This window comes from Edaphocola flava (assembly GCF_004118155.1).
In the GTDB taxonomy this organism is placed as follows: domain Bacteria; phylum Bacteroidota; class Bacteroidia; order Chitinophagales; family Chitinophagaceae; genus Edaphocola; species Edaphocola flava.
This window is the reverse complement of record NZ_SAIQ01000001.1, coordinates 900,765-918,898: the sequence shown is the minus strand read 5'-3', so window position 1 is coordinate 918,898 and position 18,134 is coordinate 900,765. Positions and strand designations below refer to the sequence as shown.

The 18,134-nt window shown below is 41.8% G+C and carries 12 protein-coding genes; 7 read left to right on the top strand and 5 right to left on the bottom strand.

The window, feature by feature from the left end; genetic code table 11:
- Window positions 1-26 precede the first annotated feature (26 nt).
- Together EMP01_RS03920 and EMP01_RS03915 are read left to right on the top strand one after the other, a co-directional pair.
- Complete coding sequence (locus EMP01_RS03920; protein ID WP_129020171.1) at window positions 27-1,601, top strand: DHA2 family efflux MFS transporter permease subunit; 1,575 nt, start codon at window positions 27-29, stop codon at window positions 1,599-1,601.
- A 75-nt stretch (window positions 1,602-1,676) separates the two neighbouring features.
- Entirely contained in the window at window positions 1,677-2,813 is a 1,137-nt protein-coding gene (locus tag EMP01_RS03915; protein ID WP_129020170.1) for a hypothetical protein, read from the top strand.
- Between the two features lie 563 nt (window positions 2,814-3,376).
- On the opposite strand, the gene EMP01_RS03910 is transcribed toward EMP01_RS03915, so the two are convergent.
- Entirely contained in the window at window positions 3,377-4,210 is an 834-nt protein-coding gene (locus EMP01_RS03910; RefSeq protein WP_129020169.1) for a universal stress protein, read from the bottom strand.
- A 178-nt stretch (window positions 4,211-4,388) separates the two neighbouring features.
- Here EMP01_RS03910 and EMP01_RS03905 point away from each other — a divergent pair, with 178 nt between their 5' ends.
- Complete coding sequence (locus tag EMP01_RS03905) at window positions 4,389-6,059, top strand: formate--tetrahydrofolate ligase (protein WP_129020168.1); 1,671 nt, start codon at window positions 4,389-4,391, stop codon at window positions 6,057-6,059.
- Window positions 6,060-6,110: 51 nt separating this feature from the next.
- Window positions 6,111-6,725 (top strand): DUF1684 domain-containing protein, encoded by a 615-nt coding sequence (locus EMP01_RS03900; protein WP_129020167.1) that lies wholly within the window; start codon window positions 6,111-6,113, stop codon window positions 6,723-6,725.
- A gap of 8 nt (window positions 6,726-6,733) precedes the next feature.
- Here EMP01_RS03900 and EMP01_RS03895 read toward each other — a convergent pair whose 3' ends face one another.
- Window positions 6,734-8,047, bottom strand: a complete 1,314-nt coding sequence (locus tag EMP01_RS03895; protein ID WP_129020166.1) for a cryptochrome/photolyase family protein — start codon at window positions 8,045-8,047, stop codon at window positions 6,734-6,736.
- Between the two features lie 111 nt (window positions 8,048-8,158).
- On the opposite strand from EMP01_RS03895, the gene EMP01_RS03890 reads away from it, so the two are divergent.
- Entirely contained in the window at window positions 8,159-10,039 is a 1,881-nt protein-coding gene (locus EMP01_RS03890) for a M1 family metallopeptidase (protein WP_129020165.1), read from the top strand.
- On the opposite strand, the gene EMP01_RS03885 is transcribed toward EMP01_RS03890, so the two are convergent.
- The 3 genes from EMP01_RS03885 to EMP01_RS03875 all read right to left on the bottom strand — a co-directional run bounded on the left by EMP01_RS03885 (window position 10,005) and on the right by EMP01_RS03875 (window position 12,590).
- The gene (locus EMP01_RS03885) at window positions 10,005-11,039 is read right to left on the bottom strand and encodes a glycosyltransferase family protein (protein ID WP_129020164.1); all 1,035 of its coding nucleotides are present in this window, start codon (window positions 11,037-11,039) and stop codon (window positions 10,005-10,007) included. The two genes, EMP01_RS03890 and EMP01_RS03885, sit on opposite strands and share 35 nt — an antisense overlap.
- Window positions 11,036-11,881 carry a UDP-2,3-diacylglucosamine diphosphatase gene (locus tag EMP01_RS03880; protein WP_129020163.1) on the bottom strand — a complete coding sequence of 282 codons (846 nt, stop codon included), beginning with the start codon at window positions 11,879-11,881 and terminating at the stop codon, window positions 11,036-11,038. Before EMP01_RS03880 ends, EMP01_RS03885 begins: the two co-directional genes overlap by 4 nt.
- Before the next feature lie 109 nt (window positions 11,882-11,990).
- Complete coding sequence (locus EMP01_RS03875; RefSeq protein ID WP_129020637.1) at window positions 11,991-12,590, bottom strand: pseudouridine synthase; 600 nt, start codon at window positions 12,588-12,590, stop codon at window positions 11,991-11,993.
- 436 nt (window positions 12,591-13,026) lie between these two features.
- On the opposite strand from EMP01_RS03875, the gene EMP01_RS03870 reads away from it, so the two are divergent.
- Window positions 13,027-14,856 (top strand): T9SS type A sorting domain-containing protein, encoded by a 1,830-nt coding sequence (locus tag EMP01_RS03870; protein WP_129020162.1) that lies wholly within the window; start codon window positions 13,027-13,029, stop codon window positions 14,854-14,856.
- Between the two features lie 148 nt (window positions 14,857-15,004).
- Complete coding sequence (locus tag EMP01_RS03865) at window positions 15,005-18,130, top strand: SusC/RagA family TonB-linked outer membrane protein (RefSeq protein ID WP_129020161.1); 3,126 nt, start codon at window positions 15,005-15,007, stop codon at window positions 18,128-18,130.
- Window positions 18,131-18,134: the final 4 nt, after the last annotated feature.

The window sequence follows — 18,134 nt, the reverse complement described above, 5'->3', positions numbered from 1 at the left end:
TTATTTAATCATCCATTCAAAATTTTATGGAACAAGACTCTTTAGTAGAGTACGGCAGCAGGCGGGTGATTATCGTAGTTACCGCTATCATGTGTGCGCTCTTAGAAATCGTGGATACGACGATCGTGAATGTGGCCCTGAATGAAATGAAAGGTAATATGGGCGCAACATTGAGCGAGATCGGCTGGGTGATTACGGCATATGCCATCGGCAATGTAATCATTATCCCGATGACAAGCTGGTTGTCACAACAGTTTGGCCGTCGTAACTATTTTGCCGGATCTGTTATTCTCTTTACCATATGTTCCTTATTATGTGGTAATGCGTCAACGATGTGGGAGCTGGTATTGTTCCGCTTCCTGCAGGGTGTCGGTGGCGGTGCCTTACTCGTAACTTCTCAGACAATTATTACCGAGGTATTCCCTAAAGAAAAGCGCGGTATGGCTCAGGCCTTATATGGTATGGGTGTAATTATCGGCCCTACTTTAGGACCACCATTAGGCGGATACCTGGTAGAGAATTACAGCTGGCCTTATATCTTTTATATCAATATTCCTTTAGGAATTATCGCCGCAATACTGGCATTGCAATATGTCCGTAATCCGAACTATGGCGGCACCAAGAAAAGTGCTAAGCAAGTGGATTGGTGGGGGATTCTGTTTCTTACCGCAGCGGTAGGCTGCTTACAGTTTGTACTGGAAAGGGGGCAGGAATCTGACTGGTTCAGTGACCCGACAATCCTGATCACATCCATTGTATCAGCAGTAAGTTTCTACCTGTTTATCTGGAGAGAAATGACCTGTGCCAATCCTATTGTAAACCTCAAGGTACTGAAGGATGGTAACCTTAAGATCGGGGTAGTACTTACCTTTATCCTCGGTTTCGGACTCTATGGTTCAACATTCATTATCCCCTTATACCTGCAGAGCTCTTTAGGCTGGACTGCCTTCCAGGCAGGTCTGATCATGGTGCCGGCAGCATTAATGACAGCCTTTATGATGCCTATTGTAGGTCAGATGATCCAGAGAGGCGTGAAGCAGCAATACATAGCCGCTACAGGGTTTTTCCTCTTCTTTGTCTACAGTGTATGGGGACACAACATTCTTACACCGGATACTGGTAAAGAACACTTCTTCTGGTTACTGATGTTCCGTGGCTTCGCTTTAAGTATGCTGTTCATCCCGATCACCACACTTTCACTGAGTACATTGAAAGGAAAAGAGATCGGAGAGGGTGCTTCCTTTACGGGAATGATGCGTCAGTTGGGCGGATCGTTTGGTGTGGCACTGATAACAACATATATGAGCCATCAGAACGCCGTACACAGAATGGATATGATTGGTCATATACGCCCAGATAATCTTGCATTCCAGCAGCGATTTGAGGGTATGGTGGCGCAATTTATGAGTTCGGGTAGTCCTTTGAATATAGCAAGACAAATGGCCTACACAGCACTGGAAGGAAATATCATGAAACAGTCAGTAGTATTATCCTACATGGATGTATTTATGGGCATTGGTATTGTATTCCTGGTGGGTATCCCAATTATACTGTTTGCAAAAAGCAGTAAAGCAAAAGTAGATATGAGCAATATGCATTAGCATATTGCTCATATGCATTATAAGCATTCTGGAATATTTCGATTATCTTTACTGCTTATAAAATTTCCTTTTATAATGAAATATGTTTATACGCTTCTGGCCATTTTATGCAGCATAGGCAGCAAAGTAATGGCACAACCCGTATCGGCTTACACCAACTTTCAGAACCAGTTTATGGTTTGGGATAATGGCATTGACCGTAAAATTGAAAGCCTGCTTCCGGTTCGGTATGATATAGGCAGAGTAGCCATTCCTTACCTGGACAATACCCGCAATTTTAAAATTTACAGCAAAGGCGGCGTACAACTGATCAACCAGGGCTTTACATCCGATTTTAAGGTGACAGACAACCTGGTTGCCTATCGCAATAACAATGCGCTGTTTGTATGGGAAAATGGTACAACAACAAGACTGTCCAATTATATGTCCACCTATGCAGTTGGAGATAGTGTAGTGTTGTTCTTCGATAATGTACGCTCCCTGTACAAAGCATATTACGGTGGCAATATTGTAGAGATTGAATCCTTCCTGGGTGGAGGCAATACCCTGGACATTGATACCAGTGTAGTCAATGATGGCCTGAGCATTGCAGACGGGCAGTTGCCTTCTGTAAAAGTATCGGATAACATCGCAGCATTTGTAAACTATGCCAATCGCTTTAAAGTTTTTTATAAGGGCGAGTTGAATGAACTGGAAACCTATACTGTTACCAGCTTCGATGTAGGTCGTAATGTAGTTCCGTATGTAGATGCCAACCGTAATTTTAAAGTGTTCTATAAAGGAGAGGTTACCGAGCTCGAATCTTTTACTCCGACGAGTTATAAGGCCGGAGATAACCTGGTCGCTTATGTAAGCAATGACGGCTATTTTAAAATATTCTATAATGGAGAAACCAATACTGTAGGCTATTTTAACCCTGATTATAAAGTCGGAGATAATGTAGTGGCCTATAGGGATGCGAGTGGTTATTTTAAAGTATTTTACAAAGGAAAGATCTATACCCTGGATGCGTACTATCCGCAATCCTATAAGGTGGCTTATAACTCACTGGCCTATGTGAATACGGCTAATGTACTGCGGGTGTTTACCGAAGGCGATATTTTTGATGTGACCAGTGCTTCCGTAGCAGAGTGGAGACTGGATTATGATGTGATCCAGTACCGCTTCGGTCAGAATATGTACAAAGTATTCTATAAAGGAAAAACATTCTAAAGACAGTTTACTTTATATAAAAATGGCACTATCAGTGATAGTGCCATTTTTATATAAAGTAAACTTGATTATCCGCATGTAGGTGACTATTCTATTCGTCCTTTTGTCCGGCAACAAAAGGACCAAAAGTGCCTTTGTTTTCATCAAGGCGATTGCGTTGCACCGCCATTTTGTACCGTTGCGTGCATTGATCGTCTGAGCTTAACGTGTAATGCGTTCGCTGCTCAACGATCGCATCTCCAACCAAAATGGCTATCGCTGTGATGAAAACAACAAGCGATCCGTACAAGTACAGATCGCTTAGAATGGCCTTATAAATCCGGCGTTAATAAAATCATTGGCTCGGTCGATTAAGTCGGAAACCACTGTCTGAGAGTAGCGAGTCTGGTTTGTGACCGACCGACACATTGATTTTTAGCCAGGGATTTATAAAGCCTTGATTTTTTGGCGGTACCTTTTGCATCAAGGCAAAAGGTACCAAAAGATATAAATAGACTATTTAAATCATAATATTAGTTTTTGTTTCCTTTAAGTGGATACTCAGTTAAAGAAACATCGCAGCATTACTCCTCCGGTTGAATCGCTTTGAATACCATTAGTGGAACATGAGTGTGAAAAGCAAGTTGCTTGGTTACTGATCCTTTAAATAAGGATTCCAGGAATCCGAGTTTATGGGTTATCGAGATCAGCATCTGAACTTCATGCTGCTGTACATAATCCGTAACCCTTTCCACAACACGATCTTCGCCCAGGAACTCAATGCTTGCATTTATATCATCGAACATAATGTGTGTCGCGGTAAGACCGGATTGTATATTCTGCGGGTTTACCCTATGGCTTTCATCTGCAACATTCAGGATCACCAGCTCTGCATTCAGGTCTTTGATCATATTACGGATATGGTCATAAGGCGTTTCATCAAGTATACCCGCCTTAAACTTCATAGACAAGGCTACCTTTTTTACTTCCTTAAAGCTGGCCTCCGAAGGCACAATCAATACCGGGCAGGCCGAATCGCTGGCCACGCGCAGCGTATTGCTGCCAATCAGTTTATGTTCAAGCGCATTTTTACCGGTTATACCCATCACAATCAAGTCAGCATTGTATTTGTCGACCAGTTCCAATATCTCATCTATCAGGAAACCATCACCGGCCACCAGCTCAAATTTTACGTCATTTCCGGCAAGCGGAATCAATGCATCTGAAAGATGTTGTAACTGGGAGTTGATTTCAGAACGAATAATCTCAGTACCGGCATCCAGGATCTGGTAAGAACCACCATAGGTATGGTACAATACTATTTTATCAGCCCGCATATGACCGGCCATCTGACTGGCATACTCTGCAGCGTTTACAGAAGCATGAGAGAAATCTACCGGAACAATAATCGTTTTCATAAAAAATCCATTTTAGTGTACACCGTAAATTTCGCAAATTTTAGCCACTAAAAATGTGATAAATCTCATAAAATGAAGAGGGAATAATAAATTCAAATAGTAGAAATAATCGGATATCCAATATCATACATCTTCACGCTTAATGCGTAGCTTTGTACTCCAAAATAATATACATCCCATGCTTACGGATTTAGAGATTGCGCAAAGTGCGCACATTAAACATATTCGCGATATCGCAGCTACTATTGGTATTTCAGCCGATGACCTGGAATATTATGGTAAGCATAAAGCTAAGCTACCGCTTAGTTTTATTGATGAAGAAAAAGTAAAAAACAGCAACCTCATCCTGGTATCTGCTATTACCCCGACACCCGCCGGAGAAGGAAAAACTACGGTAAGCATCGGCCTCACGGACGGACTGAATAAAATAGGCAAAAAAGCTATTGCCGTACTGAGGGAACCTTCACTGGGGCCAGTATTCGGCATTAAGGGTGGTGCTGCCGGAGGCGGATATTCTCAGGTAATTCCAATGGTCGATATTAACCTGCACTTTACCGGAGATTTCTCTGCTATTGAAAAGGCCAATAACCTGCTTTCTGCACTAATTGATAATGATCTCCAGCATCGTTCCAGCGGAGTTGATATCGATCCGCGTACCATAGTCTGGAAGCGGGTAATGGATAATAATGACCGTGCGCTGCGCCAGATCGTAATAGGATTGGGTGGTAAGGCAAATGGTGTGCCAAGAGAAGATGGGTTCAACATTACCGCGGCTTCCGAAGTAATGGCGATCGTTTGTCTGGCTAAGGATTTTGAAGACCTGAAAAACAGACTGGGTAATATCTTCGTTGGCTATACCTACGACCGCAAGCCCGTATTTGCGCGCGACCTGAAAGCACAGGGTGCTATGGCGATCCTGTTGAAAGATGCCATTAAGCCTAACCTGGTACAAACCCTGGAGGGTAATCCTGCAATCGTACATGCCGGACCATTCGCCAACATTGCACAGGGAACGAATTCTATTATTGCTACCAAGACGGGTATGTCTCTTGCAGATTATGCAGTGACAGAAGCCGGATTTGGCGCCGATCTTGGTGCAGAAAAATTTCTGGATATTAAATGCCCTACCGGAAATATTGCTCCGAAGGCGATGGTACTGGTGGCCACTATCCGTGCCCTGAGACATCATGGTGGTGCCAAAAAAGAAGAATATAACACACCAGATCTGGTAAGGGTAGCGAATGGTTTTGCTAACCTGGAAAAACATATTGAAAACTGTAAGAAATTCGGCCTGAATCCTGTTGTGGCCATTAACCATTTCCCGGCCGACAGCGATGCAGAAGTCAATTTTGTAATTGATAAATGTGCCAGCCTGGGTGTCAAAGCAGTAGTCTCCAGAGGTTTCTCTGAAGGTGGTGCTGGTACAGCCGCATTGGCAGAGGCTGTAGTTGCTTCTATCGAAGAAGGCAAGAATGCATATCGCAAATTATATGACTGGAACCTGAGCATCGAAGAGAAGATCAATATCATTGCCAAAGAAATATACGGAGCGGCTGAGGTTGTATTCAGTGCAGAGGCCAAAAACCAGATGAAGACATTTGCGAAGTTAGGCTTTGATAAGTTTCCGGTATGTATGGCCAAGACCCAGAAGTCTTTCTCAGATGATGAAAAGAAAGTGGGCCGTCCGGAAGGCTTTGTGATTAATGTACGCACATTTGAAGTGGCAGCCGGAGCAGGTTTCATTATTCCGGTCATTGGCCAGATGATGCGTATGCCGGGCTTGCCTGAAGTGCCGGCATCTGCAGGTATGGATATCGATAACAATGGTGTCATTACCGGATTGTCTTAATATTTATTCATCAGCTCCATGGCTCATGTCATGGAGCTTTATGTATAGTCTATGCGTTTTATAATTACGATCATTGTTGCTGCGCTTCTGTTGCAATCCTGTGCTGGTACAGCTACTGACCCGGTCCTGAAGCCTGCCGGCGATTTTCAGCAAGAGCTGAAGGTTTTCTGGGAGCAGGATAGTACCACACCATTGCATCCGGAAGAGAAAGCTGACTTCAAGGGCATTACCTTTTATCCTTTGAGTAAGGACTATATAGTCGATGCACGGTTTACCCCAATCGACAGTGGTGCAACATTGGCGATGCCTACTTCCGCAAAGAAGACAAAATACTTTAAGGAATATGGTAAACTGGATTTTACGCTGAAAGATACTGCTGTAAGCCTGATTATATACCAGGCCGATCCTCCGCATGCACAAGATCCTGACGGGCTATTTTTACCGTTTACAGATAAGACCAGTGGACATACCTCCTATGGTGCAGGAAGGTATATTGATCTTTCGGTAAAAGATATCCGTAATGGTATATTGACTGTGGATTTCAACAAAGCATATAATCCCTATTGTGCATACAGTGTACATTATAATTGCCCTATTCCACCAGCCACAAACCGTTTGCAGGTGGCTGTTTTAGCCGGCGTAAGTTATTCACAGGGACAACATTAGTCCCTGTTTTATTTTGCCTGTTGCAAAGCCTCTTTATGTGCGCTGATGCAGCGCTCCTTTGCCGCTTTATGGTCTACCATGGGCTCCGCATAATTTCCTGTTCCGTATTCCGGTACCCATTTCTTGATATATTGTTTATCCGGATCAAATTTATCTTGCTGCAATTCTGGATTGAATACCCGGAAATAAGGTGCCGCATCACATCCGCAACCAGCAGCCCACTGCCAGTTTCCATTATTTGCAGCCAGTTCATAGTCCAGTAGTTTCTCTGCAAAGTATGCTTCGCCCCATCTCCAGTCAATCAACAGATCCTTAACCAGAAAGCTGGCCACGATCATGCGTACACGGTTATGCATATGCCCTGTAGCATTGAGTTCACGCATACCTGCATCTACAATCGGAAAGCCGGTATTGCCCTGGCACCATAAAGCAAACTCCTGCTCATTGTTACGCCAGCGGATATGATCGTACTGCGGCTTAAAAGATTGTTGTACTACCTGTGGGAAATGCCATAAAATAGACTGGAAAAATTCTCTCCAGATCAGCTCATTCAGAAAGGTTTCATTCAGAGGTATAATATGCCTTACGAGTTTGCGGACAGAAAGCGTTCCGAACCGGAGGTGTATACCCAGACGTGTTGTTCCGTTTATAAGGTAGGGTAGATCACGGGTTAAGTGATACTCCCGTATTTGTGTGGCCTTAATATTTTTACCTGGTAGGGCTATTCTTGTTTGTTCAAATCCGAGTACCTCGAGGCTTAAAGACACCGGCTTTGAGTTCAGCTGAATCAGGGATGCGTAGTATGTTTCCGTCGGGTAGGAGCGTGTAAAGAAGTCATTCAATTTGGCCTTCCACACTTTGCTGTATGGAGTAAACACTGTGTATGGATTTCCATCAGATTTAAGTACTTCTTGTGCAGAAAATATGACCTGATCTTTATAAGAATGAAAGGATATATCATTTTGCGCACACCATTGTGCAATGGCCTGATCCCGTTTAAGGGCATAGGGCTCATAATCTTCATTGCAATAAATAGCTCCAATCTTGTATTGCCGTGCCAGTGCAGCAAAAACTTCGGCAGGGCGGCCCTTAAACGTATGTAAGCCTGAACCCTGTGTTGCATAAAATTCCCCAAGTTGCTCAACAGATTGATGTATAAAACTTACCCGGGCATCAGTTTTGTCACCTAATTCGTCCAGTATATCGGTATCGTAAATAAATACCGGTAACACATTCTTCTGTTGCTTTAATGCGTAATACAGTCCTGCATTATCATCTGCTCTAAGGTCTCTCCGATGCCAGAATATATTGATCTGCTCCATATGTTCATTGCTTGAATAACACGAAATTAAGTCAGCATGGGGATAAAGAAAATTAATTCAGTAGTTTTGTTTCGGGCAATGTAAACCCACGATAATCTGATAATATCTAATATGAATAAAATACTACTTCTCCTTTCTGCGGCGGCTTGTACGCTTCTTGCCTGTAAACAGTCGGGCGATAAGGATAAAGGACAGTCACTGGCAGCAGAAGCTGCTTTCGACAATAAAGATTACCATACACAAAGCAATGCAGACAGTGTAAAGGGCACACATCTGTTCCTGGATATTGAGGTGAGTTTTGATACAAAAATGATCACAGGAAGTGCCCTCTGGGATATCGAAAATCCGTATAAAAAAAGCCAGATTATTTTTGATACGAAAGACCTGGTTATTGACAGTGTTTTCCTGGATGGTGTAACCAAAGCTGCATATACACTGGGTAACCCGGATTCTGTACTGGGTACTGCATTGAATGTAACCATCAAGCCAGAAAATAAGTCAGTTAAGATTTACTACCATACCACCGATAAAGCGACTGCGTTGCAATGGCTGGCGCCGGAGCAAACTTTCGGCAAGCAGCACCCATTCCTCTACACACAATCGGAGAGTATACATGCCCGTACCTGGATACCGGTGCAGGATGGTCCTGGCGTACGTTATACCTACGATGCAAAAGTCACTGTTCCGAAGGGTTTGATGGCCCTGATGAGTGCAACCAATCCACAACAGAAAGCGGCAGATGGCGTCTATACCTTCCATATGGATAAGCCGATACCTGCTTACCTGATGGCTCTGGCCGTTGGTGATATCGGATTTAAATCTATTGATGACCGTACAGGTGTTTATGCCGAGCCGTCCATATTGGCCAAAGCGTATAACGAGTTTACAGATGTAGGTAAGATGGTGCATACGGCCGAAGAATTATATGGACCATATCGTTGGGGAAGATACGATATACTGGTACTGCCTTCAGGCTTCCCGATCGGAGGTATGGAGAATCCTAAACTAACATTCTGTACCCCTACTATCCTGGCCGGAGATAAATCGCTGGTCAACCTGATTGCACATGAACTGGCACATAACTGGAGTGGTAATCTGGTGACCAATCATACCTGGAATGATTTCTGGCTGAACGAAGGATTTACCATGTATTTCGAGCGTCGTATTACAGAAGCCATGCAAGGTAAATCGTATACTGATATGCAATGGGAACTGGGCTATCAGGACCTTGTGGCTACTATGGAAGATCTGAAAGATAAACCTGAAGATACACACCTGCGGCTGAACCTGAAAGGACGTAATCCAGATGACGGGCTTACCGACATTGCCTATGAAAAAGGAGCACATTTGCTGAAGCTTATTGAACTGACCGTTGGCCGTGCAAAAATGGATACTTTCCTTACTCAATATTTCAACGATAATGCCTTCAAGACAATGAACACAAAAGATTTCATTGATTATCTGAACAAGCATCTGCTGGATCAGAATCCTGATTGGAAGATGAAGATAAATATCAATGAATGGGTATATAGTGCCGGCATTCCGAAAAGCTGTCCGAGAGCAGATATGGAGCGTTTCGTAAAAGTTGATTCTGTGGCGAAAAAGTTTACTACCGGTACTAAAGCTGCTGCTTTACCGGCTGTACAATGGAGTACTTATGAATGGATGCATTTCCTGCGCCAGATGGTTACTTCAAACATCAATCTGGAGCAGATGAAAGACCTGGATCAGGTATATCATCTTACACAGACACAGAACAGTGAAAAGGCTGATCTCTGGTATCTTTTGTCTATAAAAACAAAGTATACGCCTGCATACCCCGCAATGCGCTCTTTCCTTTATGTAACCGGCAGAGAGAAGTTCTTGCAGCCTTTATATAAAGAGATGATGAAGACTGCTGAAGGCAAACAAATGGCTTCAGAAATCTATACCCTTGCCAGACCCAATTATCATCCGCTTACTCAAAAAGTAGTTGATGAGATTGTGAAGTAAATACCTGCTCCTTTTCTGCTATCTGCATCATTTCTTGAATTATATGAGCAGTAGAGCGGTTAAAGGAGTGATCATAAACTGTATCAGGAAGGTCCAGCCATTGGCGGACCTTTTCTGTGAAATGAAGGTCTATTTTATTTAGCGTAGATACGCCCAGTCTGGCCAGTGCAGCAGCATTGCACTGCTGTTCATATTGCCCGCCAATAGGAATCGCCAGTATCTTTTTGTTCAGGGCCATAGCTTCAGCTGGAGTTTCAAAACCGGCATTGGTAATGATTCCCTGGCAGTGCGTAAGATTGAGGTTGAACAATGATTTATCTACAGGAAAGAAAGTACAGTTTTGCTTCGTTGTGATGAAAGAAGTTTGCCGGGAAAATACATGGAAACTGCAATCCTTTATCTGTGATAAATAGGGGAGCAGCATTTCATCTGAACAGGAAGGTAGATATACACAGATAAAATCCTGTTTTGTCGGTTGTGCAGTCCAGATCTCTGTTTTAATTACCGGCGGTAGTATATACTGGTCGTATGCTGCAAAATGCAGTCCCACTGAAACTGTTCCGCTCGCATAGTACTTTAAGATCGCTTCTCCCATGAAGTTTTTATGCCGGGGTCTTGGCGTCTTGGGTGAGGCAAAACTGGCCTGATGCCCGAAATGAACAGATGGTACGCGCTGCCATTTGCAAGCAAGAGAGGTAATGCTTTCAAAGTCGTTAATGATAAGATCGTATTGCTTCAGCGGTAGCTCTTTTGCATACTTTATAACGTGCAATGGATCTATATTCAGCGCCGTTTTTAAGAAGTTTATTTTCCCTTTTGAAGTGTAATGTAAGCTAATGCCTTTACTGCGCATTATAACAGGTAAATCTGCCTTTAGCGTTGCATTGTTTCCGCTTAGAAAAACATCTACTTCTCCATATTGTGATAGTGCGGGAAGTATCTCCATTGCTCTGCTGATGTGCCCGTTGCCAGTGGCCTGTACCGCATAGAAAATCCTCATATTGCCGTCTTTGTGGAATGTATGTATTGGAGGATATCCATTTCCAGGTTTACCTCGTATTTCTTGTACATTTTTTTTGATTTGGGAATATCTGCAAACTCACATTCTGTATACTGATACAGAGACCATTCATTGTTATTATATTCCAGTGCGGTGAGGTTTTCGATCCAGTCGCCGGAGTTCAGATAGGTGACAGACCCATCTTCCTGACTGATATTTTTAATCAAGGGCTGGTGTATATGGCCACAGATCACATAGTCATACTTCTTTTCAATCGCCAGATCTGCTATGGTCTGTTCGAAGTTGTGAATATAAGTAATCGCCTTTTTTACACCATTTTTCACCTTTTTGGATAGAGATACTTTGTTCTTGTGCATCAGCTTTAAGCAAAAGTTGATAGCACGGTTTAGCAGTATGAGCAGGTCATATCCCTTTCCGCCCAGTTTGGCAATAATTTTAGCGGATCCTTTTGTGGTATTATCAAAAACATCACCATGAAAGATCCACATCTTTTTGCCATCAATGTTCAGTAGAAATTTATCGGTCAGTAGGATATTGCCGATTTCCATATCAGAGTATCTTCTCAGGATTTCATCATGATTACCGGTGATATACACCACGCGTGTACCCTCAGAGACCTTTTTAAAGATTTCATTGATGACTTCAAAGTGGCTTTGGGGAAAGTATCTTTTACTGAACTGCCATCCGTCAATAATATCGCCGTTGAGGATTAGTATCTGGGGATTAATACTCCTCAGATAATTGAGTAATTCGGTGGCATGACATCCGTACGTACCCAGGTGTACATCACTAATAACCGCTACAGACAAGGATCTTGCCATAAGAATTGGTATAAAGGTTTATGCGAAGTAACCTTAAACCTATTACGGAAATGTTAGATGCCTATTACACTATCATTACGCAATTGTTGCGAAATTATTAATGGGTCATTTAGGAGATTGGGAGGAATAATTTCTTTACAAGATTGGGGCGCAGGTATATAAATTCTCCTGGCTGCATACTGCCGATTTCTACACTGCCTATGCTTTGACGGATCAGTCTTAGTGTTGGCAGGCCTACGGCTGCGGTCATCTTGCGGACTTGCCGGTTTTTGCCTTCTGTAATGCTCAGTGCAATCCAGCTAGTAGGAATATTTTTGCGGAAACGTATGGGAGGATTTCGTTCCGGAATAGCCTCCGGTTCGGTAATTACAGAAACTTTTGCAGGAGCTGTTTTATGCGGCTTGCCATTTACAGAAATAACTACGCCTTCGGTTAATTGTTGCAGCATCTCTTTCGACGGGATACCTTCAACCTGTACGTAGTATGTCTTCTGATGTGCTGCTGCTGGGCTCAGCAATTGCTGATTTATTTTTGTATCGTTTGTGAGTAAGATCAGGCCTTCACTATCATAGTCGAGACGACCTACAGGATAAATATTTTTTTCAATGTCGCTGAAAAAATTTGCGAGTGTTTTTTTATCGCCCTCTGCAGAAAACTGAGACAAGACCTGAAAGGGTTTGTAAAACAAAATGTAGGAAAAAGTTTTCATCATTGAAATGGCTAACCGTTGAAACGCTGTAGGGGCCTTTGTTTGAGCGGAATGTAAAAATAAAAAGTTCAGCGTATGCTACACTGAACTTTTGTATAAAATGGGTTAGTAAGAACGAATTCTTGCACAATATTAAAAAGTAATTTTTACGTAGTGAAATTTTTTATTAAAAAATATACACATTTTTAAAAAAATGTGGAAAACCTTTGTCGTAAAGGGATTGGCAATAGATGTCATTTGTTACAATTTCATGCTTTGAAATGGAGATACTTTTCTGTTCAATAATTCGAATAAATTGAAAGAAATGGAAGGAATAAGTATCATAGAAAATATAGCAGATATGCCGTTCAGATTTGAAAAATTGTCTTATATTTACAAAATAAGCCCTACATTTACAAACCTTATTTTTTAAAAGTTCACGATTTTAAACTCTTTTATGAAGAAGTTGTATTTTATTACCTTGCTTTCGTGTCTTGGCGGTCTTACTGCGCAGGCTCAGGTTGGAGCAGGAGGATTCCCATTGTCCGCTAGTGTTAGAGACTATGTGACGATTGCTAATAAGCATGTAATATTGCAAAAACCGGATTATGAGCGTCTGGCTCTGGAAGATGCACAAGCAGCGAATGCGGTGAAGATGTACAGAGTTGGTACTACAATACCTGCTGATCTGGATTTTCAAAAAACCGGTAGCTGGACTTATCTTGCTGATGGTACTCGTATCTGGAAACTTTCTGTAGAAATTCCGGAAGCACAAGCGATCACTTTATATTATGATCAGTTCCACTTGCCGAAAGGGGTTAGATTGTTTGTAAGCAATGCAAACGGTCGCCAGATTTTGGGTGCATACACTGCAGACCATAATGTTGCTGATGGCAGATTCTCCAATGAACCTGTACAGGGTAGCGTTGTGAATATCGAAATGGATATTGATCCTAACGTAAATGTAAGCGATATTCAATACCGCATTAAAAATGCTGGTGCCTTATACAGAGGTCTGGATAATGATGTAGCACAATACAGCAGTACCCAGATTGATCCTGTTAACCCACCAGTAATTGGCCAGTCTGCTCAATGTCACGTAAATGCGATCTGTCCTGCTGCAAATGATTATGCTGATGAAAGAACAGGTGTAGCGAGAATTCTGATTTCTCCGGATTCTACGTTCGCTGATATCGGTTTCTGTAGCGGTACACTGATCAACAATACACGTAACTATGGTACTACTTGTCGTCCTTTATTTATCACTGCATCACACTGTGATGGTGATAACCAAAGAACAAACGCACACTTCCAGTACTGGCAGTTCCGTTTTAATTTCAAAGCAACTAACTGTAATGGTACCGGATTACCTAATGCCATAAATGCCCCAACCTTGACTGGCGGTGCGAAATTCGTATCCAGAAGTAACTACCCTTCGATGGCAGGTAATCCTGCGCATCCTTCTCTGGTACAGGATTTCCTGTTGTTAGAGCTGAATGATAACCTGTCTCCAATTACTAATGCACACTTGGCTGGCTGGTCTAGAAAAGCCGGTTATTCTGTTGCAGAAATGGAAGATGAATATAACTACTTCATTGGTATGCACCATCCTGGCGGTGACCTGATGAAATTGTCAGCTGCACTGGAAGTTGCCGGTAACGGTACCTTCAACCAGACCGCAGTATCTAATACGCACTGGAATATTAATACCTTAACCGGTGGTACTGCTGGCGGATCTTCAGGTTCTGGCTTATTCGATGTGTACGGTAGAATCATTGGTGTATTATCCGGTGGTCCTGATGCATCTTGTAACCTGGATGGTAAAGATTTCGGTGTTTCTTCTCAGTATTCTAAAATTCCTGTAGGTTGGGAAAATCCGTTCGATCAAACGAACTTCCCTGCTTTTGCCGGTGCACAAAGCCGTCTGAAAGATGCTTTGGATCCAAGCGGTAGCAACGTAATGGCCGTAGAAACGGTTCCGGTAAGCAACTGTACAAATGCTGTAGGTATCAGAGGCCTGGATCAAATGGATAATTCTGCTTTCCAGGTATATCCTAATCCAAGTGCTGATGGTAATATCACAATTCAGTTCAACTTTGCTACGCCTAAAAATGCATCTATCGTAATTTATGATGTATTAGGAAAGGTGGTGAGCAAAGCAAGCGTGAACCAGGTTACTAATAATAGTTACAAAATGTCAATTGACTATGCCGCGAATGGTGTTTACATGGTTAACGTGTTGGTAGACAATAGTCAACTTACAAAAAGAATTGTTATCAATAAGTAATAAGTTTTATAAAAAAAATACAAATTGTATTATTTTTTAGTTAATTTAGCGCAGCATTATTGAGAAGTGTTGTTACATTTTAAGATAATGCTGTGTTAATATGTTATAGAAAATAAAAATTTAAATTTTTCAATAATCTAAAAAGGGTATGAAGAAAATGCTACTCTCGTTTGCAGTGGTCTCAGCCATCACGCAAACAGCTTTCGCCCAGACGAAAGTAATTACAGGTACCGTTAAGGATAAAGACGGAGAAGCTATATCTGGTGCTGTAATCACAGTTAAAGGTACAGACATCTCTGCACTGAGTGATGATGATGGTAACTACAGCATTTCTGTACCGAATGATGCGAACACTTTGATCTTTTCATCATTTGGTAACGAAAAGCAAGAAGTTAGAATTAGAAGCAATAACAACACTGTAGATTTTTCATTTAGTGCAGGTGCTTCTACAGAAACCGACGAGGTTACAGTATATGGTACCAAATTAGATCCAAGAACTTATGTAGGTGCGATCAGTACAGTTACTGCTAAGGAAATCGCTAAAAGACCAGTTACCAGTGTAGCTGCGGCTTTAGATGGTGCTGCTCCGGGTGTATTAGTTACCAGTGGCGGCGGTCAGCCTGGCTCTAACCCTGATATCATGGTGCGTGGTATGGGTTCTTTGAGTGCGAGCAGCTCCCCGCTGATCGTATTGGATGGTGCTCCTTATTCCGGTGCGTTAAATACAATTAACCCTTCTGATATCAAAGATATCGTTATCCTGAAAGATGCGACTACTAAAGCGGTATATGGTGCGCGTGCAGCGAATGGCGTAATCCTGGTTACTACTAAACGTGGTGAAAAATCTGAGCGTCCAAGAATTAGTTTTGATGCTTCTGTAGGTGCTTTACAGCGTTTTATCCCTGCTTATAAAACTTTAGGGGTTAAGGACTACTATGAAATGGCCTGGAAAGGTTATGCAGATCAGTCTACAACTGGTACAAGCTCAGAAGATTTTGTTGATTTCCTGGGTGGTTACAATGCATATAATGTTCCTAACGATAAATTAATGATTGACGGTAAAGTTAATCCTGATGCAAGTTTGTTATGGACAGATAACTGGGAAAATGAACTGAAACGTACTGGTATCCGTCAGAACTACAACTTGTCTGTTTCTAACGGAGACAATAAAAGTGATTACTATTTCTCTTTAGGTTATACAAGAGATCAGGGTATCGTTAAGAACTCTGACTATAGTCGTATTACAGCATTATTAAATGTTAACTCTAAAATTAACAGCTGGTTAAAAACTGGGTTTAAAATTCAGACTGCTTATGAAGATCAATTGTTCTTCTTAGGTTCAGGTACTGCATATTCTAACCCTTTCTTTGGTGCAATGCAAATGGGTCCAATCTACCCGGTATACCGTTACGATGCAAATGGTAACAGAATGTATCAGGCAGATGGTACTCCTGTATATGACTTCGGTTATAACACTACCGGTACTGCGCACGGTAATACTGAATTAAGACCATTCGGTTTGAATACGAATACTGTTGCTGCATTAACTTATAATAAGCCTAATACACTTGCTCTAAATGGTAACGGTGTTGGATACTTAGAGGCAAAAATCTACAGAGACCTGACTGCAAAAACACAGTTCTCCGTAAACTATTATTCCGGTGATCAGTTAAACTATTATAACTCTGAGTACGGTGATGCTGCTAATGTACTGGGTAGAACTACCAGACAATCTACTACAAACATTAACTACACATTCAACCAGTTTTTAACCTGGAAACCACAGGCTAACAACCTGAACCAGAATGACTCTTCTCAGCATACATTCTCTTTGACTGTTGGTCACGAGGCATACAACTGGAAGAATTCATTCACTTATATGCGTAGAACAGGTGCTTTCGCTCCTGGCTTTACTGAAGGTGCTGCTTTTGCTGTTGGTGAAGGTTCTGGTTCTCAAGTTGATCGTCTGAGAATTGAAACATATTTTGGTCAGGCTGAGTATAGCTTCAAAAAGAAATACTTCTTGAACGGTTCATTCAGTAGAAACGGGTCTTCTCGTTTCAGCCCTCAGTCTCGTTGGGGTAACTTTGGTGCTGCCGGTGCTGGTTGGTTGATTTCTGAAGAATCTTTCATGAGCGGCATGAAAGATAAACTTGAAATGTTGAAATTGCGCTTCAGCTGGGGTGTTACCGGTAATGACGCGATCAATGGTTACTATTCATGGTTAGATCGTTTCGCTTCTTATCCTAATGCTGGTAATCCAGGTCTGATTTTTGCTAACTATGGTAATGATAAATTGAAATGGGAAGGCCAGGTTGAAATGGACTTAGGTATCGACGTTGCAACAAAGAATTACAGACTGACTGCTTCCCTGGATTTCTATAACAAAGGTTCTAACAACCTGTTATATATTCAGCCCTTAGCATTATCTGTTGGTACTTCTGGTTATTACGCAAACGTTGGTTCTATGAGAAACCGTGGTGTTGAACTGCAGGTATCTTATGACTGGGTACGTTCTAAAAAATTCAACTGGAATACAAGAGTAAACCTGGCACATAACCAAAACCAGATTACTCAGATTCAGGGCGAAGACTCTCTGATTGGCGGAATTGATATCTTAGCAAAAGGCTTACCTGTTGGTTCTTACTTTACATATGAATATGCTGGTGTTAGTTCTAATGGTGTATCTCAATGGTATAAGAAAGATGGTTCTGTAACCACTGACTATAATAGCTTGACTACAGAAGACAGAAAATTATTCAAATCTCCTTTCAGAGATCTTGAAGGTTCAATGTCTAATCAAATTAGCTATAAAAACTTCGACTTATCATTCACATTTACATTTGGTCTGGGTGGCCAGAACTATGATGGTACTTACGCACTGTTGATGAGTGGTGGTGCTGAGACCCGTGGTAATGCAATTCATGCTGATATGATTAATGCATGGAGCCAATCTGGTGATGAAAATAATGCAAATGTTGTTCCTAAATTCTCTTATGGTAGTGCAGGTACTAATGCTGGTTCCGCTTCTAGTCGTTTCCTGGTAAGCAATAGCTTCTTGAAATTAAGAAATGTAAACCTTGGCTATACTTTAACTCCAAAAATGTTATCACGCTCTTCTTTCAAGAGTGTAAGAATTTATTATGCAATGGATAATGTACTGAATTTTACTGCTAGAACAGGTCTGGATGTACAATCTTCTTTCTTCGGAGCGACTAACTTTACATACTTCCCATATAGAACTTATGTAGTTGGTGTTAATGTTGGACTGTAATTCA